We start from the raw sequence: 24,732 nt of genomic DNA on the forward strand, positions 1-24,732 counted from the left end.
ACTATAAAACAATAAAACATGAAGAAACTGATTCTATGTACTTTAATTCCCTTCCTTATATCCTGCCAGCCTACGCAGAACGTAGACACGTCCATATACATGGATGCAAAACTCCCTGTCGACAAACGAGTGGAAGCGTTACTTGGACAAATGACCTTAAAGGAGAAGATAGGACAGATGGATATGGTCACCGTATGGGATAGAGAGGCCATCTTTAAGAATGGATATTATGATTTTGGAGCATGGTTGGCAGATCTGGAACCTGAGGAGTCCAATCAACTACAAAAACTATCCGAACAGACCAGGCTAAAAATCCCCTACCTCATAGGAATGGATGCAGCGCACGGCTATGCAATGCTTACAGGAAGAACTGTTTTCCCGACTTCAATCAGCATGGCGGCAACCTTCAACCGGGAATTAGTTTTGCGTACAACAACTAAAGCCGGTGAGGAAATCCGTTCCGCAGGTACACATTGGGCATTTGCTCCTTGCATCGACATCGTTCAGGATGCCCGGTGGGGAAGAACCGGCGAAACATATGGGGAGGACCCTTTCTTAACAAGCGAACTGGTGAAAGAAGCCGTACGAGGATATCAGGGCAACGAAGATCCGCTCAAGAGGGTGGCTGTTTCAGTCAAACATCTGGTAGGAGGAGGAGCATCTGTAGGAGGATGCAATCATGCCAGTGCCGAATTATCGGAACGGGCCCTACGCTCGTATTTCTTACCCCCATTTAAAGCTGCAATCGAAGCCGGATGTATGACTATTATGCCGGGGCATAATGATATTGCAGGAGTTCCGGTACATGCATCTAAATGGTTGCTAACCGATTTAATCAAAAAAGAGTATGATTTCAAAGGTTTCTTTATCAGCGATATGGGAGACGTGGGGAATCTGGCTGCCTCTTTACATCAGGTAGCTGAGAATCAGAAAGAAGCTATTCGCATGTCCATCAATGCAGGACTAGACATGCATATGTACTCCGCCGATTCGATGCGTTTCGTAGCCCCATTAATAGAGTTAGTCCAAGAGAAAAAGGTATCTCAAGAGCGTATCGATGATGCTGTGAGAAGAATCTTAAAAATAAAATTCGAACTCGGACTCTTTGAGAATCGCTACGTATCTCCTGAAAAAGACAATTACGGCAGCAAAGAAAACAAGGATTTGGCTTTGGAGGCTGCCCGGGAAGCAATCGTGCTGCTAAAAAACAAGCAACAGATTCTTCCTCTTGACAAAAACAAATACAAAAAGATTCTGGTCACAGGGCCGAATGCCGATAATCAGAGTATTTTGGGTGATTGGTCTATCTTCCAACCGGATGATCATGTGACTACCATTCTGGAAGGTATCCAAACTCTGGCATCACCGGAACAGTCAATTACATATAGTAATAGTGGACGCATCAAGCTAAGAAGTCCGATTTGTCGGTCAACACCACAGATCCTGCTATCCAGCAAAGGCTGATTACCGAAGGCGGAGGCATCTCGGATTACAGCATCAATGATGCGGTCAAAAAAGCCAAACAAGCAGATTTAGCAGTTGTTGCCATTGGAGGATATGGAATACGCACGGAATGGGGATTGAGAACGTATGGAGAATCCGCCGACCGACCGTCCATCGACTTCTATGGCAGACAGTTGGAACTGGTTCAAGCAATTTACAAAACAGGTACTCCCATCGTGATCGTTATTATCAATGGAAAACCTCTCAACAATGAATGGATTACGGAGAACATCGCAACGATTGTCGATGTATGGGAACCGGGTATGTATGGAGGACAGGCTTTAGCCGAAATTCTATTTGGAGAAGTCAATCCTTCGGGTAAGTTGCCTATCACCATTCCAAAGCACGCAGGCCAAATACCGATGTATTATTACCAAAGACCATCCAGGTATTGGACAGGATATGGGTTAGGTTCTTCCCGTGCTGACGACAAACCCGCTTTTTGCTTCGGCCACGGACTGAGCTATTCCACGTATGAGTATTCCGACTTGAAGGTAGACAGCCTCATACCGGCGAATAAAGATATTGAAGTTACGTTTACGCTCAAAAACACAGGCAAAATGGCTGGAAAGGAAACCGCCTTACTCTTCGTACGCGACTGCGTATCGAGCGTTGTTACCCCGGTCGCATCCTTGAAAGGATTTGACAAAGTAAGTTTGGAACCCGGAGAAGCCAAGGAGATTCGGATAACTATTCCTTATGCCGAGTTAGGACTCTGGAATGAGAACTTGGAATATGTCGTAGAACCCGGGAAGTTCAATCTTATGATAGGACGTTCCGTAGAAGACATACGAATCAAAAAAGACTTTTATGTTAATTAATCAACTCATACACGCTATGCAAATTAAAAGAAGCTCTCTATTATTATTGTTTATGTGCGGCTGTTTAATGAGTATACAGAGCCAGACATCGATGCTTAATCCGCAAACTGACAAGGCTCTACTCAAGCAATTTCAAGAAGCCAAGCTCGGGCTGTTCATACACTGGATGGCTTGTCACTCACCCGGAACAGGAGACTCTTGGGCCATTGGTAACGGTACGCCTAAAAGTGTAGCGGATTCTATTACCATGAAATGGAATCCCCAGAAGTTCGATCCGAAAGAGATTGTAGATATAGCTGTGCAGGCGGGATGCAAATATATGGTCGTGATATCCAAACACCATGACGGTTTTTGCATCTGGCCAAGCGAATATTCGATCTTCGACACAGATCGCATCGCTTTCAAACGGGATATATTAAAAGAACTGGGAGACGAATGTCGTAAACAAGGCTTACTCTATGGTATCTATTATTCGATAGCCGACATTGACTATTGTGGTTGGAGTTCCATGGCACAAGCAGGGGGAAAAATCAAAGAGCCCAAATACGGACGGGCCGATTTCATCCAGTTTGTGCACAACCAGACCAGAGAATTGATCGACCGCTATCAACCGGACCTCCTTTGGTTTGACGGCTTCTGGCTTGATCCGCTATGGACAGCCAAGGAAGGGAAAAACTTATACGAGTACATCAAGAGTATAAAAAGTAATACATTGTCTACGCGACTAGCCATAACCAGAGGAAAAGATGGACGCGAAACCTTCTGGTCCGACGGCTCATCGGGCGATTACTTTTCGATAGAAGCAAAGACGACTGATGCTCCTCCGTTCCCTTGGGAAGCTTGTACGAGCATTACGTATCCGGTTTACGCTTACGAGCCTAATGCCAAGATGCTAACGCCGGATGAACTGATCGGAATGTTCAGCAAAACCCTCTGTGGAAATGGGAATCTATTAGTCAATATCGGACCTAAACCTACAGGAGAAATGCCTGAGGAACAAGTAGAGCGCCTGTATGAATTGACCAAATGGGTAAATATCAATAAAGAAGCTGTGTACGACACACAAGGAGGCCCCTTCAAACAAACTGACGAACTAGGAAGCACGTATAAAGAAAATTATATCTACCTGCATTTGCGTAAACCATCCCACACACTCAAGATCAACACATTGGATGGCTACAAAATAAGCAACGCAATTGATTTATCAACAGGCAAAAAGATTAAAATACAGAAAGATAAGCGTGGAGTAACTTTGGTTCTTCCGGCTTTTAAGCAACAACAAATTCCGGTGGTTAAATTGACTCTCAACAAAGAGTATCAATTTACGGAATGGCTACCACTCATCAAGTAACAAGCACAAACACAGGATAACACGACTTCGTATTTTGTAAGACAAGACTGTACATCTGACTTCGCGTCCACATGTACAGTCTTGTTCCGTATAAAAGAAACTCGGATCTTAGAAGTTAGTTACATAATAATAAAAGTATACCGGCTCCTTTCATTAATTCAATAAAAAATGCCACATTTGCATTCGTAATAAAACAAGCACGCTTATGAAGTTCGCTATATTTGGAAATACCTACCAACCCAAAAAGTCTTCACATGCAGCCAACTTGTTCCGTCTATTAAAGGAACAAGGCGCTGAGATATCTGTGTCCAGAGAATTTTATCAGTTTCTGACTGACAACATGGAACTGGCTGTACACGCCGATTCCCTATTCGATGAAGATGACTTTACGGCTGATATCGTAATCAGCATAGGTGGTGACGGCACTTTCCTGAAAGCAGCCAGCCGTGTAGGAAATAAAGGAATCCCCATTCTGGGTATCAATACGGGCCGTTTGGGCTTTCTAGCCGACATCTCGCCGGAAGAAATGGAGAAAACATTCGAAGAGATCCATGCCGGTCAATATGAAGTAGAAGATCGTAGTGTATTGCAATTGATTTGCGATGAAGAACATTTGCAGGTATCGCCATACGCACTCAATGAAATAGCTGTATTAAAGCGTGACAGTTCTTCGATGATCAGCATACGGACTACAATCAACGGAGCTTACCTCACAACGTACCAAGCTGACGGTCTGGTAATTTCAACTCCCACCGGTTCAACCGCTTACTCGCTGAGTGTAGGTGGCCCGATCATTGTTCCACACTCCAACACAATCGCTATTACCCCTGTAGCCCCACACAGCCTCAACGTTCGCCCCATCGTTATTCGCGATGATTGGGAGGTAACCTTAGAGGTGGAGAGCCGTAGCCATAACTTTCTGGTGGCTATCGATGGACGAAGCGAGACGTGCAAAGAAACAACGCAGCTAACAATTCGCCGGGCCGATTACGGCATTAAAGTTGTCAAACGACTCAACCATACGTTTTTCGACACATTACGCAGTAAAATGATGTGGGGTGCGGACGGCAGACGTTAATTAGTCCCGATTTTCCCGTATATATTTTGTTTTGCTTTTTTGCTTTCAGCTTTCAGTTTAGGCAAAAAAGGCCCTATTCACCGATACTTTCGGCTGAAAGCTACTCTTTCTTTGCTTTCAGTCCTCTTTCATTCTGCGGTGTTTCATTCAACTTCAGGGCCGATTGTTCTCTATTATCCGGTACATTTTATTTAAAAGGTGGCCAATTAGCAGCCAACCTCTGTCGGCCGAACCGCCAACCTTAGTCGACAAGTCGGCCAACGGGAATTGGCTACCTGATATGTGGCTATTTATTGAACGACAAACAATGAAAAAGCTGAAAGCTGTCAGACACCAGCTTTCAGCACAACAAGATATGAATGAGCTGTTTACATAGAAACTGAAGGCTGAAAGCTAAAAAAGCAACAATCTATTTGGGGAGCCATAAAGGAGCCGTATAAGGGTATTTCATTCAAAAAGCAACTCACTTATTTCTCGGGAACAGACCAAAATCCTTGCGTTTCTTTTTCATCAATTCGTTGGTCCGGTCACTATGCGAGGATCTTCTTCCATTATTCCTCTTCTCTCCCAAATAGAAAGGTATTCCCACTCCGGCAGTCACTTTCAAGAAACGGCCAAGGGTACTGCTTCGATAAGTTTTCTCTTCCAATATATCCTGAGTGTACAAGTCCGTTTTCGTATAATTCAACGTCAAATGTCCCATAGGTTGCGCATAGGTTGCATCTAAAAAGAGGAAACAGCGCTTACTTACTTTATAGTTCGCACTCATCCCCACAAACCACGCAGCCCTTTCAAGGTTACTCGTCCCCTCTAAGTTGCTGTATTGTACACGATAGAGTTCATTCCCTCCTTTCTTTTTCAACTCGGCATAGATCGGTTGATAACTAATTAAATTAACGCCAATACCTACACGTGGATAGAGACTCCAGCCAGCATTTTCAATCCGATAAGCCACGCCTACACTGAAATATGAATTGACTCTCGACTGCTCGTCTCCACCAAATTGATTCACCTGTTTTACATAATAATCCGTTTCCAACGGCTGAACCCATTCGGCATAACAATCTCTTCGTTTACCTGCGTTTATATCTAAAGAAACATCCGTATACCATCCCCATCTTTTGGAAAAGAAGTGAAGAAAACGAAAATCAAATGCCGGAGTCACACGTTTCCTATCAGCCAGGAATGTCAGCATATTACCGGAGGGTGAGTGTGTGAGATCAAAGTGTGCTCCCACGCCTACATCCAATTGGATGAGTTTATTTATTTTCTTGGATTTGTGAAATGTCAACGTATCTTGTGCTGACAACTGTATGCTTCCTAGCAGAAACAGAATAAGCCAATAACTCTTTTTCATAGTCGTTTTGATCAATATAAAACAAGGGGTTCCGTGGTTTTCTCCATGCTATCTCCGCTTTTAAAGATTAGTTTCACGCGGAAACAATACGTTCCTGATTGTGCTGGTGCTGTCACCAAAGCTTTAAACAGACAACTGGTTTCACCAGCCCTCTTTATAGAACCGTCATTATCAGCTATCTGCGGTGCCCATATGGCGCGGATAGTTATAAAATAAGGAAGAGATGTCCGCTCCTGCCGGGTACTTCTCACTAAAGTTCGTTTCAGTAAAAATACGGATGTTCACAATAGGATCGGTCAACAGATATTCAAGGCGAGTCTTATCAATCGAAGAGGTATTCTCTTCCGGCTCAGACAGTAGACTGATTTTCATCACATAGGCTTCCTTCTTTACTCGTCCGTCCGTTACACTCTGAGGGCGTTCGCCTGCGTTATCTAAGTGAGTCAATTCAAAGTCAACCAATGCGCCGGAGAGACTTTCTCTATCGACAGACGTACCCTCTTCACACGACATTGCCGCACAAAGAAAGAAAAGGACACCGAATAATAAATGGAGAAGATGTTTTTTCATAAGTAGTGATTGATGTTGGTAAAACTCAAAAGTAATCTTTTCTTCCAATAGTACAAACCGTATCAACATTTTTACCTATTTATCGGTATCTGATAAGACGAAAGCAACCATGCTGCCACATGCCAGCATGGTTGCCTTACCACTGTTTTGATATAAACTATTTAAGAGAGAGAGAATTTACTTACTCAAAACCTCAACTAACTTTTCCATTCCTGCCATTAAATTACCCGAGAGTTTCATATTACCCTGAGTAGTTTGTGGTTGCAAACGTCCGCTTTTCAAATCGTCAATACGCTTCTGCAACAATGCCAAAGCCTTTTGTTTGGGACCCGCTTCGGTGCAGTTTACCGCAACAGGAGAACACCATTTGCACAACATCAAATCGGTCAGGAAGAGATTCGGATTCGCGTCGTATTCTGTGCAATACTGCATATACTTATCCCAGTCGGCTTGTTTCTCAGACAAAGCGATCAAAGTCTCCAACCGAATTTCTTCTTTTTCGGCCACCTTGCACTCATCCATCAAAGCCAGCAGTTTGTCGAACTGAGCCATATCCATGGTTGCCCCTCCGTCTTTAGAGTCAATCAAAGATTTGGCATAGTTGCGCCATGCATACTGAGTTTTCATTTTTACCGGTGTCTCACCGATTGCAGCCGACAGTTTTTCCGGGTGTTTAACCGTATAGATAAACGCCGGAGCGAACGGGTTGGAGAGATGCTTCATAAACACATCAGCCAGTTGCGGATTTTCAGCAAAAGTTTCTTCTTTACCTGCCAACAAAGCCTCAGCAACCACATTGCACTGATCACGTTTGTAAGCGCTTCCCAACGTTTTCAGGTACGCATACAAAAAGGCTTCGTCACGATCACCACTGGCAAACCGTTGATCCATCTCAGCAGAACTATTGTCAACACTAGCCTTCTTTACTTTCTCAACAAAAGTAGCCGCATCGCTTCCACCCAGAAAACGACCAAGTTCGTTACCACGGCTATCAAAGATGATGAAAGTAGGAAATGCGGAAACCTGTAACTTCTTCATCAGTTCCGGTCCCTCTCCTTTTTCCATATCAATCTGAATCGAAACGTAAGCCGGATTCATAAACTTACCTACTTCTTCCAATGGAAATATATCCTTGGCCATTTTCTTGCAAGGACCACACCAGGAAGTGTAACAGTCCAGAAAAATCAGTTTCTTAGTAGCTGTTGCCTTCTGAACAGCTTCTTTAAACAAGGTACCCTCTTTTTCAAAGGAGATTCCTTTTCCCTCTCCCTGTGCAAAAACCTGAGTACTGAAACACAATGCCATACTCAAGCAAATCATCCATAAATTCTTTTTCATATCCTTCTCAATATTTAGTGTTATCTTTCCATCGCTTTCTTCCAAGCCATGTCTTTTATCTTTCCCGGTACGGTGTACACTCTAGGCTCACCCAAGATAGCGCCATTCGCAGGGTTAATCTGGAACTGATACAGCTTGCCTTCTTTGCTTGCTTCATTCCAGGTAGCCACATGAAGTATCGCGTTCGGATTGGGCATCATAGCCAAAAACAAACTCTGATAGTAATACTTCTGCAAACGTACACAGGTCACCGTTTCAGCAGCCGAAGCACTCCAAAGAACCTCAGCCTGAGGGGATGAACGGTATTTCAGATTATATACCTTCGACCCTGCACCATACAACACATACTCACCCAGATAAGCGGCAGCTATACTGGTGGCCTGAGCAATCTCCGGCGAAGTCGAAATATCATACCATCCCTGTCCGATATTTGTAGTACCCGAATTGGATGTCACAAAATTCGCAATAGCCAAGTAATAGTTCTGATCTTTCTGCATCAACATATAGTCATAGTAAGATCGTCCCCAGTCAGCCATCAGTAGTTTCGCTCCGACATTATTCACATCAAAAGCAGCTGCGGGATCTTGTGCGGAAAACGACGTAAACTTTACCGTATTTTTGTTGACACATGTAAAGCGTTCGTTGGTCTGATCATACCCCAGTACCTCATATTTATTGCCATGCACATCACTTCCCCAAGCAGCCAATTCGCCATGATCTCCTCCATAAGCCACACCAAAGAAGTTATTGCGAGACAACCCGGATGTAAAAGAGGTACTGTATACCTTGCCGTCATTGATAATCATCTCCGCACGATAGCCAACTCCTCCAGCCCCATAATAAAAGGGTTTAGTTGTTGCAGGTTTCTCATAAAAGAAGTTGCCGAAGTCCAATGTCTTGGCAAAAGCCCCTGATTAACCCCGACCATGTTTTTATCGGTAACCAAGACTACCTCATCTTCCTGCAAAGCGATACAAGTATGCAACACCCGATTCGGCAATCCCTCAAGAGAAGCTCCGTTGGATGCTTTGTACAAATCAAAAAATTCGCGGTCTTTTATGATATTCTTTTTTACCCAAGGGTTGACAATCAAACCGACATCGGACGTACCGGGATCATTTGTGGGTTCATACAACACCATCCACCCGGCCGTAATCGACTCTTCGACGTTGCAAATAACCCGAAAATACTCCTGTGTATTGTTGCGACTGTTGGTAATCGTCAACTGCACATAATAGCCACCGGCCGCTCTTTTGATAGCTTCGTTCAAATGTATGGTATGGCTCAGCGTATCTACCGTATAATCCGAATTGCTACTAGTAGTAGCTGTATACAACGTCCAGATATAGCTCAATGCTGGTTCATCAGTTTCTGTTTCCAATAGCTTGCCATTGAAATAGACTTTCGGATTGAGTTCCAACACATCGTACCTCTCGAGGACATAAGCAGGTTGTATCCCCAATCCCGTTGTATCAATTACGACTTTATCCAGTTCCTGGTAGTCGTAGTTGCCTTTATCTTCGTAACACGCACCTAGCAGAAAACTTCCGATCAGACTAAGTACTCCTATAATATATTCTTTTCTATACATACGTATTTCTCCATATTATTTAAAACACAACTGCACTTCCGCTCTCTTCATCCGTCAAAGGCTTATCGTGCGTTTGATTATAAACATCCAAAGCTTGTTTTAGTTTTGAGAGTAGATAAGTGGCATAGCTTGACGAAATTGTATTGGTAGCTTCATCATACGAAACGGATGCCGTATACGAGATACGGAAATCCACCAATCCGGTCTCTTGAATCATAAAAGAGTATTTCTTCCGGCTATATTGCCCGAAGTAGTAACTGTAAGCTTGATACGGAGGAGCAATAGCCACATCCCATTCCACGGGTTTAGCGAGATAGTTTTTTAATATAACTTTTAGGTTACGCATTTTATTCACTCCTTCTACAAATTCAGAGTTTTCAACCATACGGAAATTAATACGCCCATCCGTTTTAGAGTAAGATGTGTCGTCTTTCAATTTGGATGTATCAAAGTAGATGGGGAAAGTAGCAGAAGTCTCACCAGCTTTTATACAGTACTCTTTGGTCCAAAAACTTCCTTCAGCTTCGGCAAAGTTACCGGAATAAGCTTCTATGGCAAAGAAGCGATCCTTATTCGAAGGCAGTCCGGTTACCCGGGCATTAAACATCAACGAATCTTCTCCCAAAGTATATGAATAGTTATAACTTACACTGTCCAAAGCCACTGCAATATTTCCAAACCATATATTCAAGGCGGAATAGCCAGTATCAAATACCGGCATTTCATTCTTACTACAACCGGTCAGTCCGGCAAGGAGAAGAGCTAGTACCCAGATTTTATATTTCATTTTTTTCATAAATCATTCATTTTATCGATTGTTTTCACGCTGCGAAGCATCTGTCTCAGAAATTGGTATGGGGAAGGTATACGCTTTTTCGCCAATCATATCGGCATCCGTACCAATGACGGAAGCGCGGTTCAACCGCTTATAAAGAAAGAACAACTGACCTTCGCCGATCAATTCCCGCCGATATTCTCTGATCAGTTCCAAGTAAAAGTCCGCCGGATCATTCGGCAACGCAAGTAAATTGCGGGCAACCCGTAGTTTATTCAACGCTTCCAAACCACTTCCGTTTGCACGGTACTGGCATTCGGAAAGAATCAAGTACATTTCACCCAACCGGATCAAAGGAATTTTATTCATATAAAATGAAGCAGGATCTTCGCTCAAATCTTTCTTAACATTCGGAGTATTGAATTTAGTCAGATAACGATAGTCAACATATTCACCTTTAGTTCCGCTGGCAAACTGATAAAGATAGCGGTAATCATCCGTATTATTATCATAATACTCGGTCAAACTATTTACGTTCAGAGAGTAGCTATCTGTATTATTATCTTCACTGAAATAAGTGTCGGCCAATGTGGAAAGTGTCAGTACGTTCAACGCGAACAATTGTTCAGGCGCACACGCATAATCATACCCCTTGGCCAGGTCATCACCGGTAGTCCACGCAAACACATTCGACTTAATAACTGCCTGTGCACATAAAGCAGCCTTTTCATACGCGTGCATCCACATATACAAACGAGCCTGTAAGCCCTTGACGGCATAATAATTCAGGTGTACCCGACGATTCATCAAATAACCGTTATCATCAATTTCCGTGATTTTCCTACCTGTATAAATAGGGTCGGACTTGAGCAGAGCTTCCGCTTCCAAAAGGTCTTTCTCTATTTTATCGGCAACAGCTTTCACTGTCAACTGAGGGAAAACACGGTAAGTCAACTCCGTACAGTAAGGTATGGCAGGCATGTCCGCGTTCTGCTCGTAGCTTACTCCAAAACAGCGTAAGAGATCGAAATGCAGAAAAGCGCGCAATGCATAAGATTCTCCTTTTATGATGTTAAAGTTGTCTGTACCAAACAGGTTCTTTTTCTCGTCAATCTTATTAATGATATTATTTGCGTTGGCTATCGAGTTATACGAAGTTGCCCAAATATTCGAAATCTGCAATACTGACTGTGTACTCGAATAATTATAATCGTTCATATCCGCATATGCAGTAGAAGAGAACTGGTCCCACTCCTGCCCAAGGATGCCAATCGTACCATACAGCATTTCCTTGGTGTACGTTTTCTCGGATACCATGGAAGAATATACTCCGGCTAAAGCCTCTTTAAATCCCGATTCACTTTCAAAAAGCTTATTGTCCTCAACTTGCGAGCGAGGCTGCACATCCAGCCAATCGTTACAGGAAGTAAGTAAAGCTGCCGGAACCAATAAGCAACAAGCGATTATGTGGTTTATACGTTTCATCATAACTATATTTAAAAGGTTGCAGATAATGAGAATGAAAAATTACGCGCATAGGGATAGTCCAAACCCCTCTCGGTTTTAACCGTAGAGATGCGGAACAAGTCGTTCATATAGAAAGAGACTCTCAGACGCTCCATAAATGCTTGTTTAAGCCAAGGCTGATTTTTGAAATCATAGTAACAAGAGAGTGAGGCGAACTGGAGTTCGTTGTTTTTCTCAATAAAACGCGTCGTCGGGTGGGTTTCATTAGGTCGCGAAGTGATTCTTTTAAATGTTGCGACATCTCCGATATTCTGCCATGTGTCATGCAATACACGACGATCCACATTATTGGCTATATTCACATTTTCGACGCGATTGACCAAGGTTTGATTGTAATAATCACCTCCCAGCAGATACCTGAATGAACAACTCAATCCAATGCCCTTGTATTCGCCACTGAAACCAAAGTTTCCATGATATTTCGGATTACTATCGCCCGCAACCACATAGTCGCCCGCACTCCAGTCATAAGTCGTTGTTCCATCTTTCTTTAAGAAGATTTCCTGCCCATTCACCGGATCGATTCCCTGAGAACGCACCGCCCAGATAGCAGTCATAGACTGTCCTTCTTCATAACGGATTACCGGTGAAGTAGTCGCTGTACCATCTTGTCCTTCGTTAAAGGCTTTCAACGCATCATTGATCTTTGTTATCTTATTGACATTATGTCCCACTGAGGCATTAGCCGAAATATAGCCATGCTTATTGCGGAAAAATCGCCAGCTAAGAGTTGCATCGTATCCTTTATTCTCTACATTGCCCAGATTTTCCTGATAAGAGCTAAAACCGGTCGAAGTCGGCAAAGTCATGCTAAGCAAGGCATCCTTGGTTTTATTGCGGTAGGCATCAAAACGAATATTGAGGTCTTTAAACAATTGCAAATCAAAACCCATATTCATCTCGGCTGTCTGCTGCCATTTAAGTTTATCGTTCGCCATGCCCATCAGGTAAGAACCGACAATGTTATCATAGACTACGTCTTCGTAAAACTTATACGTAGCTTTTGCCTGATAGGGATTGAAGTTCTGGCTACCGGTCAACCCATAAGAAGCACGCAACTTAAACAGATTCACAAACTCCACTTCTTTCATGAACTTCTCTTTATGTAAATTCCAACCTAAACCTACCGACCAGAAAGTTCCCCAACGATTGTCCGACCCGAACACCGAAGAACCGTTCAGGCGCAAAGTGAAGTCGGCCAAATATCTGTCGTCATACGAATAGTTCAGAGCACCTGTCAGTCCCAGGCTGCGCGTGGTCGCTTCGTTACCGGAAGGTTTGCCGTTGTCTGCATACTGTTTGGCGAAAGAGATATGGTCTACATGATTATTCAGAAATCCCCAAGCAGTCATACCGTGTTTTTCGGAAGTCGATGAGTTCATACTCCAAGCAGCATTGGCCAACAACATATGCTTACCGAAATGGTTTGAATAGTTGGCGGTAATGTCAGCCGACAGATTCTCAGAGCTTCCATCGGAAATGGCATAAGAACCCCGTTTAAAATATTTGTCTCCGGTCCACGTCGCAAACTTCGTATGATCACCGGGATAAAAATCTTCGCGGGTATTGGTTTGATACGTATATCCCACCCTAGCTGTAAAGCGCAAACTCTCCAGAGCTCTCCATTCGATGTAGAAGTTCTCGGTATACTCGGTATACTTGGAGAAATTATTTGTACCGATAGAGGCATTGTACAAGGGATTGTAGTAATACACCGGCGTAGAGCCTGTAGCTGGGTATAAATAGTAACCTAATAGTTTCTGCAGGTTGCCATTCGCATCATACGGGGAATAGTAAGGATTCATGCCCACATAATCGGAGAAAGAACCGTATGGAGAGTCCTCCGCCTTGTTGGATGTAATAGATAGGGAATTACGGAACAACAAGTTTTTATAACGATACGAGAGTTTGATATTTCCCGACAGCGTATTACGATTGGAGCCTTTCATCACACCGGCAATGTTGTTATATCCCAATGAGCCGCTATAGCGCATGCGGTCGTCTCCACCTTCCATATAAACAGAATGCTTCTGTCCAAAACCTGTACGTAAAGGTTTGGACAGCCAATAGGTATCGATTCCCTCACTTACATTTTTCAATAAGTTGTTGTATTGCTCACGCAGAGCTTGTGCATAGCTCGGGGAAGTAGCCGTATAGCGTCCGGAATTCAATTCCACTTGCAGTTTTTCAGCGGCATTACATAAGTCGTAAGAAGACAAATCGGGAGCTTCTATATTCAAATCGCCTGTATACGTCAACCGTAAACGTCCTTTCTCCGGCTCAACAGTTTCCACTACCACACTCCGTTAGCGGCTTTGGCACCGTAAATGGCTTTGGCTGCCGCATCTTTCAATACGGTAACCGAAGCGACACGATTCATATCCAAGTCGAATACCTGTTGACGGGTTGTTTCAAAACCATCGACTACGAAAAGGGGTTCGTTCGGGTTCCCATCGTATTCACTTTGTAAGCCGGTGAAAGAAGCATTTCCTCGAATTGTAATATCATTGAACGCATTCGGATTGGAACCATTCAAATAATTATCCGCCACCAAGAAGGAGGGTTCGAGGTTTTGCAGACTCTTAATTATATTTTGGTTTCCTACCGATTGTAGATCATCTTTAGAATAGGTCACAGCCGAACCGGTAAAACTCTCCGCCCGGTAGTTGAACAGACCGGTAACGACAACTTCATTAATCATCTTGGAGTCTTCCTTCAACGTGACATTTAATTGAGTTTGTCCGGCATATCGAACAACCGATGGTTCCATCCCAATGAATGAGAATGTCAGTTCTACTCTTTCAATATCCGGTAGAATAAGCGTATAACGTCCATCCATCTCAGTCGTCGTACCTACACGTGTACCGTTTACTTGGATATTTACTCCGGGAAGTGGCTCGTTGTGGGTGTCATAAACAGTTCCCTGCACTTTCCGTTTGGCTAAGCTGAGCATCTGCACCATCTTCCGCACTTCCTCTTTATGCAGGGTTACAATCTTTCCCTTGATTTCGTACCGAAAACCTGTTCCGGTAAAAATTCGACTTAATACCTTCCCTACAGTTTCTTGCTTCGCCTGTATCGTAACAGGTCGATAGAGGTACTTGCTCTACATTATAAACAAAATTCATTCCGGTCTGCTTTCGTATAGACTCTAGGACATCCTTCAGAGGAGCCGACTTAAAATCTAAAGTTACAGACCTTTTCTCAATCGCTTCTTGCGCATGCAGTGTAGCTGAAATAACAAACAGCCCCAACAACAAACAAACGAAGTAGCGATACCATTCACGCTTACTTTTTTTCATACAAATTAAATTATTAATTAGAAGAACCTAGCATACCCCGACTGAGACCCCGAATCTCAGTCTGTTGCAAGTTGCCCGCAATTGTATCAGTTATTTTGAAATATATAAAATATGATCTTTCATCTCTACCTTGACATTCGCCGCCCTGCTAATGGCTGAATGATTGGTTCAATTGTATCGTACCGGTCTAAGCTTCCGGTAAAATGCAAATATTGTATATCTCCTCTCGCAAATTGAATTTCAATATTATACCATCGGGATAACACATTCGCTATATCTCTTAACGATTGATTATCAAAGAAAAAACGGCCTTCGTTCCAAGCAACATACGATTCCGTATCGACCTCTTTAATTGATAGCAACTTACTTCCGGCATGTATTTTAGCCAATTGTCCGGGGGCGAGTGTCCGCTCTTTATCTCCCACCGTTACCCCGATGCTTCCTCGCACCAATACGACCTCCGTACTGCTTCCGGGATAGGCATTGACATTAAAAGCTGTTCCGTACTGTCGTATTTTCATGTGATCGGTAACCACATAGAAAGGCCTTGCCTTATCGGGAGCAACCTCAAAGTAGGCTTCTCCTTGCAAATGCACAACGCGTTCTTTGTTGGTAAATACAACCGGATATCTTAACTGTGAAGCCGCATTCAGATGAACCTTGGTTCCGTCTTCCAGCACAATTCGATATTCTCCACCCTGCTTCGTGAGCAAAGTGTTGTACTGCATGGAAGTTGCTTGTGAATTAGCTTGATAAGAAATATGACTGCCTGTAACTGCGGCAACAGCAGTTCCTCCTACTGCCAACCGATTGGTGACTGTCGAATCTAACGAGATTTCGTTGCCGTCGGAGAGTACCAATATCGCTTGTGAAGTCCCCGGCCCTACCGCGGCTAAAGACTCACTGATCTTCTGCTCCACAGGGTCGGCAAGCAACATCAGACAAATAGCAACGATTGAAATTGGAAGTAATAAAATAGCAGCGTATCTGAATACAATTTGCCAGTTGATTCGTTTCGGAGGATTTGCTTCCACCCGGAGACAAAAGGCCTTCCAAGCTTTTTTCTTATCTACACGGCGATAATGCCTGTATTTAGAAAGAAAGGTATCAGCTTCCCCCAGTTTGTCGATCAAACGGTTTGTTTTAAGTTCACCCATCGCTGTATTATCTTTTGTTCTGTTTATATAAAGAACAACATAGATAGCAAAATGGGTGACATCCTTTCGAAAAAAAATCTATTTTCCTGCTATTATTTAGATTAGCATGTCAATATGTAAGCCGACAGCCAGAAGGAGAAAAGAACACCGGCACTTTCTCTCAGCCGCTGCATAGCTCTCATCTTCTGGGTTTTAACGGTATCAACGGATACTTGCAGCAAGGCAGCAATCTCTTTATTCTTCTTTCCTTCAAGTGACAATAAAAAAATCTCTCGACAGCGAGGCGGCAACTCGTCGATGGCTTGAAATAGCAAGCGATATTCCTCTTCGTTATTCAGTTCGGATTCGCTCAGCTCTTCTTCCAAAGACAATCCCTTGATGTATTCGGCATAACGCCCCTCTACATCCTGATGTTTCAGATGATTGATCGAGGCGTTTTTTACAAATTTATAAAGATAGGTTTTGAAAGCCCAGAAAGAGGTAAAAGTCAACTGTTTCTCCCACATGGCAACAAAAAGCTCTTGCACGATATCCTCCGCCACTTCATCAGAGAGCACAAATGCGGAGGCATAGACAACCAACGCAGGATAGTAATCGTCATATAAAACCTTATACGCTTCTATCCTTCGTTCATTGATCTTCTGCAAGAAAACAGCTTCCTTATCCTTCATGGGAAGTCATTTATTAGGAGTTTGAACCACCCCACCGCAGTGAGTGTTAATCCAGCGAGAATGCTTGGGAGCCAATCAGGTTCCCGCCTTCAAAGATGTCTACGCGATAGCTTCCGGCGTACAGGAACTCTTCGACATCCCAGAATACATTCACACTTTGTTCTTCACCGTTGTATTCGATGTACTTTTTAATCGAATAAGGTAGCGTACGGTTTTCGTAAGCGAAAGTATTGGACGCATTTTTGGTCAGCGCACCATTATCCGGCTTGGTAATACGTATATAGAGCGTACGTTCTCCGGTTTCGGCTGTTATATTCTTCACCACCGTAAAGCTTATGGCAAGTTTCACGACATCCTTTACCTTTTTGGCTACTTTACCTCGTTTATTACGCGGTTCAATCCGAATATTGGTAGCATCCAATTGTGCGGCGAGCGTCACTTTTTTATTCAGGTTCTTCTTTTCTTCCGAAAGATTGCTGACCTGTTGTGATGCCTGATTGTATTTTTGAGTGACTTCGGAAATAACCTTTTTCTGCTGATTAGCCAGCCTATTCAATGAATCAATCTGGCTGATATATCCAATCATGACTTTACGCAACGTAGCCAGTTCTTGTTTCAAACGGCGGACTTCGGTAGCATTGGAACTCTTTACGGTACGAAGTTCTTCCAACAGACGTTGTGTCTTCAACTGCTCCTGATCCAATAGTTGGGCCAAAGAGTCATTGGAGATTGTCATTTTCAACTCATCATATTGTTGTGCAAAACGTGTATACTCATTCTCCAGATCTTCCTTGTCCAATTGGAATTCCTGTACCAGTTCCCGATTTGCTTGTTTTTCAGTATACAATAAATAGGTGACACCGGCAATTGCTATTACCAAAATAGCTACGGCTACAATTAGAAGGGTTTTTTTGTTCATTGTTTCAGTACGTTAATGGATGATCGCCGCAAAAGTAATCAATTACTAACAGAGTAACATAGCCTTCGGCGATTTCTTTAACGAAAATTATTACGGAAAAATTTCTCTAATGGGATTATCGTTGTAATTTTGTCCCGTAATAGAAAAGAGGAAAATAGAATTATCAACTTTTTAAATAGATCGTATTATGTCAAAAGTAACCGTAGTAGGCGCAGGTAACGTAGGTGCTACATGTGCAAATGTACTTGCTTTCAATGAAGTAGCAGACGAAGTAGTAATGCTGGACGTTAAAGAAGGCGTTTCAGAAGGTAAAGCAATGGATATGATGCAGACAGCTCAATTATTGGGTTTCGACACTACATTAGTAGGCTGCACCAATGACTATGCTCAAACTGCTGACTCAGACGTTGTAGTTATTACTTCAGGTATTCCTCGCAAGCCGGGTATGACTCGTGAAGAACTGATCGGTGTAAACGCTGGTATTGTTAAATCAGTAGCAGAAAATATCTTGAAATATTCTCCCAACGCAATTCTGGTTGTTGTTTCTAACCCGATGGATACAATGACTTACTTGTCATTGAAATCATTAGGTTTGCCGAAAAACCGCATCATCGGTATGGGCGGCGCTTTGGACAGCTCACGTTTCAAATACTTCCTGTCACAAGCTTTGGGCTGCAACGCTAACGAAGTAGAAGGTTTTGTAATCGGTGGTCACGGTGATACAACTATGATTCCGATGACTCGCTTCGCTACTTATAAAGGTATGCCTGTAGCGAATTTCCTTTCTGAAGAAAAACTGAAAGAAGTAGCTGCTGCTACAATGGTAGGTGGCGCAACGTTGACAAAACTGTTGGGTACTTCTGCTTGGTATGCACCGGGTGCTGCAGGAGCATTTGTTGTTGAATCAATCATCCACAACCAAAAGAAGATGATTCCTTGTTCAGTATTCCTGGAAGGCGAATACGGAGAATCAGACATCTGTATCGGTGTTCCGGTAATCCTTGGCAAAAACGGTATCGAAGAGATCGTTAAGCTGGAACTGAACGAAGAAGAAAAAGCTGCATTTGCTGCTAGCGCTAAAGCTGTTCATGCAACTAACGCTGCATTGAAAGAAGTAGGTGCTCTTTAATAGGCTGTACTCGATACAACATTAAACCAACTAAATATGTAAGAAGAGGCTAAGCGTCTATAACGACCTTTGGTCTCTTCTTTTTATATACCTTATTTCCACAGTAGCACCGCCCGGAGTCCGCCTTCCAAACAGCGAACGCACACTAGATCGGAACAGATTGCCCCGGTTTTGTATTACCGCATTCCCGAAATAAACCCCGTCTTATCCTTCCTGTGATAAAAAAAGCTAATTCATTTTGCTCTTTCTATGAAAAGCCATACTTTTGCATCGTTGTCTATGCAATTATTTCTTATACCAATAAGTATAAAAAAAAGAAACAACTTTCATAAACAAAACACATAAGAATAGGGTTATTTAATAATAGAAGTATCAACTTATTAATATGCAAGATGCAATGAAAAAAGTATTCCTTCTGACCACTCTGTTAAGCCTGACATTCGTAGTAAAAGCGCAAAGCATCCTAAACCTGGATAGTTGTCGTGCATTAGCTCTTGCCAACAACAAAGACTTGTTGATAAGCAATGAGAAGATCAATGCCGCCCATTATCAACGAAAAGCTGCGTTTACAAACTACCTGCCTAACTTTTCTGCCAGCGGAACTTACATGCGTAATCAGAAAGAGTTCTCACTACTGAGTAACGATCAAAAGTCAGCCCTTTCGGGGCTAGGAAACAGTTTATCGGGGCCACTACAGCAAGCGGCGGGGGTCATTACCCAACTACATCCCGAATTAGCGTCACAAATTCCGGCCTTAGGCGCCAGTCTGACTTCGGCTTTCAATGAAGCCGGCAGCTCTATCGCCGATGCTCTCCGAACAGATACCCGAAACGTATATGCGGGTGCTCTTACATTGACACAACCTTTGTATATGGGCGGTAAGATTCGCGCCTACAACAAAATTACGCAATACGCCGAAGAACTGGCCCGGCAACAGCACCATTCCGGCATGCAGGAAGTAATCATGAGCACAGACCAAGCCTATTGGCAAGTGATTTCGCTTGTCAATAAGAAGAAGCTCGCGGAAGGATATCTGAAACTCCTACAACAGTTGAACGGTGATGTGGAAAAGATGATTAACGAAGGAATAGCAACGAAAGCGGATGGCTTGTCGGTACGCGTCAAAGTGAATGAAGCGGAAATGACGTTGACTAAAGTGGAAGATGGTTTAAGTCTTTCGCGCATGTTATTGTGCCAACTATGCGGAATAAGCCTCAATACACCTATTACATTGGCCGACGAGCAGATGGACGATCTTCCTCTTCTCACCCCGGATACCAATTTCGACCTGGCAACCGCTTATGCCAATCGTCCGGAAATACGCAGTCTTGAACTAGCTACGCAGATCTATAAGCAGAAGGTAAACGTAACCCGGGCCGAGCATCTGCCTTCTCTGGCGCTGGTCGGCAACTACGTAGTAACTAATCCATCGGTATTCAATAGCTTTGAGAATAAATTCAAAGGTATGTGGAATGTGGGTGTGATGCTGCAAATCCCTATCTGGCATTGGGGAGAGGGAACTTATAAAGTAAAAGCCGCCAAAGCGGAAGCGCGTATTACCGAATACCAATTGCAAGATGCACGTGAGAAAATCGAGTTGCAGGTCAACCAATCGGCATTCAAGGTAAACGAGGCAAGCAAAAAGCTGACAATGGCCACCAAAAATATGGAGAAAGCCGAAGAGAATCTGCGCTATGCAAACCTTGGCTTTAAAGAAGGGGTAATTGCCACCAGCAATGTACTCGAAGCACAAACAGCCTGGCTAGCTGCCCAATCCGAGAAAATCGACGCGCAGATAGATGTACAACTAACAGAGATTTATTTGAAGAAATCACTGGGTACACTCAAATAAAGGACAAATCATCATTCGTAATTTATAATTCATAATTCATATGACACCTATAAAATCACAAAACAGCAATATGCTGCTTGCATTTCTAACCTTACTGGGAGTGATCGCAATCGTTGCAGTCGTTGGTTTTTTCATACTTCGCAAAGGCCCGGAAATCATTCAGGGACAGGCGGAGGTAACCGAATACCGCGTATCGAGCAAAGTCCCGGGACGTATATTGGAGTTTCGCGTAAAAGAAGGGCAGTCCGTGAATGCCGGAGATACATTAGCTATCCTCGAGGCTCCCGATGTAGTTGCTAAAATGGATCAGGCCCGTGCTGCCGAAGCTGCCGCACAAGCCCAAAACGAAAAAGCAATCAAAGGTGCCCGCCACGAACAGATCCAGACTGCCTACGAAATGTGGCAGAAAGCTCAGGCAGGGGTAACCATCGCTGAAAAGTCATACAAGAGAATTAAAAACCTGCACGAACAAGGCGTAATGCCTGCACAGAAGCTGGATGAGATAACAGCGCAACGTGATGCCGCCATAGCTACCGAGAAAGCTGCCAAAGCACAATATACCATGGCAAAGAACGGAGCGGAACGGGAAGATAAGATGGCAGCGGAAGCGTTAGTGAATCGTGCCAAGGGTGCTGTTGCCGAAGTAGAGTCTTACATTAAAGAGACATACCTTATTGCTACAGCCGCCGGTGAGGTTTCTGAAATATTCCCTAAAGTAGGCGAATTGGTAGGTACAGGCGCACCGATCATGAATATCGCCGAACTGAGTGACATGTGGGTTACATTCAACGTACGCGAAGATTTGCTGAAGAACCTGACAATGGGTGCTGAGTTTGAAGCGGTAATTCCCGCACTCGACAACAAAGCCATTAAATTGAAAGTATATTACCTGAAAGATTTGGGAACTTATGCCGCTTGGAAGGCAACCAAAACCACCGGACAGTTCGACCTCAAAACATTTGAAGTCAAAGCTTCTCCGTTAGAAAAGATAGAAAATCTTCGTCCGGGTATGTCGGTTATCATTGACAAATAAACATGAAACAAAGAGAAAAGAAATATATAGCTCTGTGGTTGGTCATGAAACGAGAGTGTCGCCGATTGGTGTCACGCCCTCTCTATCTGTTCTGCATGATCATCGCCCCATTGTTCTGTTATATCTTCTTCACCACCCTGATGGACTCGGGGCTTCCTCAGAATCTTCCGGCCGGCGTGGTGGATATGGACAATTCGACCACTTCGCGCAACCTCGCCCGTAACCTCGACGCTTTCTCACAAACCGGAGTCGTGGCGCATTACAGCAATGTAACAGATGCCCGAATCGCCGTGCAGGAAGGCAAAATATACGGTTTCTTCTATATCCCCCAAGGGATGTCGGCCGAAGCGCAGAGTCAGCGGCAACCCAAGCTCTCTTTCTACACGAACTATTCCTACCTGATTGCCGGTTCGCTACTGTTCAGAGACATGAAGATGATGGGTGAATTAGCCTCAGGAGCAGCCGGACGTAGTGTACTGTATGCCAAAGGAGCTACCGAAGACCAGGCAATGGGCTTTCTACAACCAATCGTCATTGACACACATCCCCTAAACAATCCGTGGCTCAATTATTCGGTTTATCTGTGCAATACACTGATACCGGGTGTACTGATGCTACTCATATTCATGGTGACTGTTTATTCGATTGGGGTTGAGATCAAAGACCGCACAGCCCGCCAATGGCTACGACTGAGCAATAACTCGATTTATATCGCATTAGCCGGAAAGCTCATTCCCCACACCGTGGTGTTTTTCATCATGGGGGCATTCTACAATGTATACCTATACAGCTTCTTGCATTTCCCATGCAACAGCGGAATCTTCCCGATGCTATTTGCCACGCTTTGTCTGGTGCTGGCATCGCAGTGTTGCGGTGTTATTATGATAGGTGTACTGCCTACGCTACGTCTCGGTCTGAGTTTTGCCTCTCTCTGGGGAGTTATTTCTTTCTCCATCTCCGGCTTTTCTTTTCCGGTGATGGCCATGCATCCCCTGTTGCAGGCTTTGAGCAACCTATTCCCACTCCGGCATTACTTCCTGATTTATGTAGATCAGGCACTTAATGGCTACAGCATGGCCTACTCATGGCCCAACTATATGGCTTTATTAATATTTATGATGTTGCCTTTCTTCGTCGTTCATCGACTGAAAGAAGCGTTGATTTACTATAAATACATACCCTAAATGAAAGATATAAAATTAAAAGACAAGATAGCCGAAGGCTTCAATGACCTGTTTTATATCTGGAAGCGAGAGTTTCAGACGACTTTCCGCGACCAGGGGGTACTGATATTCTTTATCCTCGTCCCACTGGCCTATCCATTACTGTATAGCTTCATCTACAACAACGAAGTCGTGCGGGAAGTGCCTGCAGTTGTCGTTGACGATTCACACTCCTCACTCAGTCGCGAATACCTGCGTAAGGTAGATGCCACTCCGGATGTGCACATTGTGTTTTATTGCGCCGACATGGAGGAAGCCAAACAATTGCTAAAGAATCGCGCAGCCTATGGAGTTATCTACATCCCATCGGACTTTAGTGAAAACATAGCCAAAGGGAAACAAACGCAGGTCAGTATTTATTGTGACATGAGCGGATTGCTATATTACAAATCGATATTGCTTGCCAACACAGCAGTGTCACTGGATATGAATAAGGATATAAAGATAGCCCGAAGTGGGAATACGACCGATCGGCAGGATGAAATAACAACCTACCCGATAGAGTATGAGGAGGTCTCCATCTACAATCCGACAGCCGGATTCGCAGCTTTCCTGATTCCCGCCGTATTGGTCTTGATTATCCAACAGACTTTACTACTCGGCATCGGACTTTCTGCGGGAACGGCACGCGAAAATAATCGCTTCAAAGATCTGGTCCCGATCAACCGCCACTACAACGGTACGTTGCGAATCGTATTCGGAAAAGGACTCAGCTACTTTCTCGTGTATGTGCTGATTTCTTTTTATGTGCTCTGCATCGTTCCAAAGATGTTCAGCCTCAACCAGATTGGTGAATTCGGTACGCTGGCATTGTTTCTGCTGCCTTACCTGGCTGCCTGCATTTTCTTTGCAATGACTGCCTCCATCGCCATTCGCAACCGGGAGACTTGTATGTTGATTTTTGTATTTACTTCGGTTCCGCTATTATTTATTTCAGGAATATCGTGGCCGGGAGCCGCCATTCCTCCATTCTGGAAGTATGTATCTTACATCTTCCCTTCCACCTTCGGCATCAATGGGTTTGTGAAGATTAACAATATGGGCGCATCACTGAACGAAGTCTCACTCGAGTATAAAGCTTTGTGGGTACAAGCCGGAATTTATTTCATCACAACCTGCTGGGTATATCGCTGGCAAATACTGATGAGCCGTCGACATGCCATCGAACGGTATAAAGAGCTGAAAGCAAAGGAAAGTTTCGCGAAGAAATAGGCAATGCTGAAAAAAGAGATTATTATCTAAACCCTTTTCACTACATAGAAAAATCTAATCAGGCTGCTCGTATACAAATACGGGCAGCCTTCATTTCAACCCTTTCATTTTCTGTACACGGCTGTTTTACTACTACCTGTCACAAAGTTGGCAAGAGTTATCTATAGGATAAAGCAACCCAAGTACCGGATTGAGGCCACTTAAGAACTTGACCTAAGTAAACCGAAAACTCAATTGAGAAAACTTAAACCATTGACTACACTTAACTGATCACTAGACTATTAATAACTGTTAGCTCGATTATTAATACCTGACGAATCAAG

General features: G+C 43.6%; 22 protein-coding genes. 9 read left to right on the plus strand and 13 right to left on the minus strand.

The window, feature by feature from the left end:
• Positions 1-18: 18 nt before the first annotated feature.
• From JCM10512_RS01440 to JCM10512_RS01450, 4 genes are all read left to right on the plus strand, one after another.
• Positions 19-1,464: a glycoside hydrolase family 3 protein gene (locus JCM10512_RS01440; RefSeq protein ID WP_262482579.1), complete on the plus strand. Its 1,446-nt coding sequence runs from the start codon at positions 19-21 to the stop codon at positions 1,462-1,464.
• Entirely contained in the window at positions 1,422-2,324 is a 903-nt protein-coding gene (locus JCM10512_RS24520) for a glycoside hydrolase family 3 C-terminal domain-containing protein (protein WP_262482580.1), read from the plus strand. Before JCM10512_RS01440 ends, JCM10512_RS24520 begins: the two co-directional genes overlap by 43 nt.
• A gap of 67 nt (positions 2,325-2,391) precedes the next feature.
• A complete protein-coding gene (locus tag JCM10512_RS01445; RefSeq protein WP_244436814.1) occupies positions 2,392-3,675 on the plus strand; it encodes an alpha-L-fucosidase in 1,284 nt (427 codons plus the stop codon).
• 205 nt (positions 3,676-3,880) lie between these two features.
• On the plus strand, positions 3,881-4,753 hold the full coding sequence (locus tag JCM10512_RS01450; protein ID WP_044159731.1) for an NAD kinase: 873 nt from the start codon (positions 3,881-3,883) through the stop codon (positions 4,751-4,753).
• 463 nt (positions 4,754-5,216) lie between these two features.
• Here JCM10512_RS01450 and JCM10512_RS01455 read toward each other — a convergent pair whose 3' ends face one another.
• The 13 genes from JCM10512_RS01455 to JCM10512_RS01510 all read right to left on the minus strand — a co-directional run bounded on the left by JCM10512_RS01455 (position 5,217) and on the right by JCM10512_RS01510 (position 17,960).
• Positions 5,217-6,110 (minus strand): hypothetical protein, encoded by an 894-nt coding sequence (locus tag JCM10512_RS01455; protein ID WP_044159876.1) that lies wholly within the window; start codon positions 6,108-6,110, stop codon positions 5,217-5,219.
• A gap of 171 nt (positions 6,111-6,281) precedes the next feature.
• Positions 6,282-6,680: a DUF5034 domain-containing protein gene (locus JCM10512_RS01460; protein ID WP_158332167.1), complete on the minus strand. Its 399-nt coding sequence runs from the start codon at positions 6,678-6,680 to the stop codon at positions 6,282-6,284.
• Between the two features lie 177 nt (positions 6,681-6,857).
• On the minus strand, positions 6,858-8,018 hold the full coding sequence (locus tag JCM10512_RS21115; RefSeq protein ID WP_200869084.1) for a thioredoxin family protein: 1,161 nt from the start codon (positions 8,016-8,018) through the stop codon (positions 6,858-6,860).
• Positions 8,019-8,038: 20 nt separating this feature from the next.
• Complete coding sequence (locus tag JCM10512_RS01470; RefSeq protein WP_158332168.1) at positions 8,039-8,911, minus strand: hypothetical protein; 873 nt, start codon at positions 8,909-8,911, stop codon at positions 8,039-8,041.
• Entirely contained in the window at positions 8,821-9,609 is a 789-nt protein-coding gene (locus tag JCM10512_RS01475; RefSeq protein WP_044159734.1) for a PKD-like family lipoprotein, read from the minus strand. The genes JCM10512_RS01470 and JCM10512_RS01475 overlap by 91 nt, the downstream gene beginning before the upstream one ends.
• Positions 9,610-9,628: 19 nt before the next feature.
• On the minus strand, positions 9,629-10,405 hold the full coding sequence (locus JCM10512_RS01480) for a DUF4843 domain-containing protein (RefSeq protein ID WP_081741189.1): 777 nt from the start codon (positions 10,403-10,405) through the stop codon (positions 9,629-9,631).
• Between the two features lie 12 nt (positions 10,406-10,417).
• A complete protein-coding gene (locus JCM10512_RS01485) occupies positions 10,418-11,872 on the minus strand; it encodes a RagB/SusD family nutrient uptake outer membrane protein (RefSeq protein ID WP_148298220.1) in 1,455 nt (484 codons plus the stop codon).
• Positions 11,873-11,880: 8 nt separating this feature from the next.
• A complete protein-coding gene (locus tag JCM10512_RS01490; RefSeq protein WP_158332169.1) occupies positions 11,881-14,205 on the minus strand; it encodes a SusC/RagA family TonB-linked outer membrane protein in 2,325 nt (774 codons plus the stop codon).
• A complete protein-coding gene (locus JCM10512_RS21120) occupies positions 14,205-14,873 on the minus strand; it encodes a carboxypeptidase-like regulatory domain-containing protein (protein ID WP_052517067.1) in 669 nt (222 codons plus the stop codon). Before JCM10512_RS21120 ends, JCM10512_RS01490 begins: the two co-directional genes overlap by 1 nt.
• 16 nt (positions 14,874-14,889) lie before the next feature.
• Positions 14,890-15,213, minus strand: a complete 324-nt coding sequence (locus JCM10512_RS01495; RefSeq protein WP_148298222.1) for an STN domain-containing protein — start codon at positions 15,211-15,213, stop codon at positions 14,890-14,892.
• 125 nt (positions 15,214-15,338) lie between these two features.
• Positions 15,339-16,370 carry a FecR family protein gene (locus JCM10512_RS01500; protein ID WP_052517068.1) on the minus strand — a complete coding sequence of 344 codons (1,032 nt, stop codon included), beginning with the start codon at positions 16,368-16,370 and terminating at the stop codon, positions 15,339-15,341.
• Positions 16,371-16,471: 101 nt separating this feature from the next.
• Positions 16,472-17,041 carry an RNA polymerase sigma-70 factor gene (locus JCM10512_RS01505; protein ID WP_044159739.1) on the minus strand — a complete coding sequence of 190 codons (570 nt, stop codon included), beginning with the start codon at positions 17,039-17,041 and terminating at the stop codon, positions 16,472-16,474.
• A 46-nt stretch (positions 17,042-17,087) separates the two neighbouring features.
• The gene (locus JCM10512_RS01510) at positions 17,088-17,960 is read right to left on the minus strand and encodes a DUF8429 coiled-coil domain-containing protein (RefSeq protein ID WP_044159741.1); all 873 of its coding nucleotides are present in this window, start codon (positions 17,958-17,960) and stop codon (positions 17,088-17,090) included.
• A gap of 187 nt (positions 17,961-18,147) precedes the next feature.
• Here JCM10512_RS01510 and mdh point away from each other — a divergent pair, with 187 nt between their 5' ends.
• The 5 genes from mdh (at position 18,148) to JCM10512_RS01535 (ending at position 24,409) form a co-directional block, all read left to right on the plus strand.
• The gene (gene mdh, locus JCM10512_RS01515) at positions 18,148-19,089 is read left to right on the plus strand and encodes a malate dehydrogenase (RefSeq protein WP_044159744.1); all 942 of its coding nucleotides are present in this window, start codon (positions 18,148-18,150) and stop codon (positions 19,087-19,089) included.
• 397 nt (positions 19,090-19,486) lie between these two features.
• The gene (locus JCM10512_RS01520; RefSeq protein WP_044159886.1) at positions 19,487-20,941 is read left to right on the plus strand and encodes a TolC family protein; all 1,455 of its coding nucleotides are present in this window, start codon (positions 19,487-19,489) and stop codon (positions 20,939-20,941) included.
• Between the two features lie 40 nt (positions 20,942-20,981).
• On the plus strand, positions 20,982-21,974 hold the full coding sequence (locus tag JCM10512_RS01525) for an HlyD family secretion protein (protein ID WP_044159747.1): 993 nt from the start codon (positions 20,982-20,984) through the stop codon (positions 21,972-21,974).
• Between the two features lie 2 nt (positions 21,975-21,976).
• Positions 21,977-23,158 (plus strand): ABC transporter permease, encoded by a 1,182-nt coding sequence (locus JCM10512_RS01530; protein WP_044159748.1) that lies wholly within the window; start codon positions 21,977-21,979, stop codon positions 23,156-23,158.
• Positions 23,159-24,409 (plus strand): ABC transporter permease, encoded by a 1,251-nt coding sequence (locus JCM10512_RS01535; protein WP_044159751.1) that lies wholly within the window; start codon positions 23,159-23,161, stop codon positions 24,407-24,409.
• Positions 24,410-24,732: the final 323 nt, after the last annotated feature.

It is taken from the genome of Bacteroides reticulotermitis JCM 10512, assembly GCF_000517545.1.
Classification (GTDB): Bacteria; Bacteroidota; Bacteroidia; order Bacteroidales; family Bacteroidaceae; genus Bacteroides; species Bacteroides reticulotermitis.

Excerpts from the sequence above, each read along its gene's own strand:
- JCM10512_RS01455 (WP_044159876.1), bottom strand. The coding sequence starts at position 6,110 with ATGAAAAAGAGTTATTGGCTTATTCTGTTTCTGCTAGGAAGCATACAG.
- JCM10512_RS01525 (WP_044159747.1), top strand. The coding sequence starts at position 20,982 with ATGACACCTATAAAATCACAAAACAGCAATATGCTGCTTGCATTTCTA.
- JCM10512_RS01520 (WP_044159886.1), top strand. The coding sequence starts at position 19,487 with ATGAAAAAAGTATTCCTTCTGACCACTCTGTTAAGCCTGACATTCGTA.
- JCM10512_RS01530 (WP_044159748.1), top strand. The coding sequence starts at position 21,977 with ATGAAACAAAGAGAAAAGAAATATATAGCTCTGTGGTTGGTCATGAAA.
- JCM10512_RS01450 (WP_044159731.1), top strand. The coding sequence starts at position 3,881 with ATGAAGTTCGCTATATTTGGAAATACCTACCAACCCAAAAAGTCTTCA.
- JCM10512_RS01510 (WP_044159741.1), bottom strand. The coding sequence starts at position 17,960 with ATGAACAAAAAAACCCTTCTAATTGTAGCCGTAGCTATTTTGGTAATA.
- JCM10512_RS01440 (WP_262482579.1), top strand. The coding sequence starts at position 19 with ATGAAGAAACTGATTCTATGTACTTTAATTCCCTTCCTTATATCCTGC.
- JCM10512_RS01495 (WP_148298222.1), bottom strand. The coding sequence starts at position 15,213 with ATGAAAAAAAGTAAGCGTGAATGGTATCGCTACTTCGTTTGTTTGTTG.
- JCM10512_RS01460 (WP_158332167.1), bottom strand. The coding sequence starts at position 6,680 with ATGAAAAAACATCTTCTCCATTTATTATTCGGTGTCCTTTTCTTTCTT.
- mdh (WP_044159744.1), top strand. The coding sequence starts at position 18,148 with ATGTCAAAAGTAACCGTAGTAGGCGCAGGTAACGTAGGTGCTACATGT.
- JCM10512_RS01480 (WP_081741189.1), bottom strand. The coding sequence starts at position 10,405 with ATGAAAAAAATGAAATATAAAATCTGGGTACTAGCTCTTCTCCTTGCC.
- JCM10512_RS01445 (WP_244436814.1), top strand. The coding sequence starts at position 2,392 with ATGAGTATACAGAGCCAGACATCGATGCTTAATCCGCAAACTGACAAG.
- JCM10512_RS01535 (WP_044159751.1), top strand. The coding sequence starts at position 23,159 with ATGAAAGATATAAAATTAAAAGACAAGATAGCCGAAGGCTTCAATGAC.
- JCM10512_RS01505 (WP_044159739.1), bottom strand. The coding sequence starts at position 17,041 with ATGAAGGATAAGGAAGCTGTTTTCTTGCAGAAGATCAATGAACGAAGG.
- JCM10512_RS01500 (WP_052517068.1), bottom strand. The coding sequence starts at position 16,370 with ATGGGTGAACTTAAAACAAACCGTTTGATCGACAAACTGGGGGAAGCT.
- JCM10512_RS21120 (WP_052517067.1), bottom strand. The coding sequence starts at position 14,873 with ATGGTGCAGATGCTCAGCTTAGCCAAACGGAAAGTGCAGGGAACTGTT.
- JCM10512_RS01485 (WP_148298220.1), bottom strand. The coding sequence starts at position 11,872 with ATGATGAAACGTATAAACCACATAATCGCTTGTTGCTTATTGGTTCCG.
- JCM10512_RS21115 (WP_200869084.1), bottom strand. The coding sequence starts at position 8,018 with ATGAAAAAGAATTTATGGATGATTTGCTTGAGTATGGCATTGTGTTTC.
- JCM10512_RS01475 (WP_044159734.1), bottom strand. The coding sequence starts at position 9,609 with ATGTATAGAAAAGAATATATTATAGGAGTACTTAGTCTGATCGGAAGT.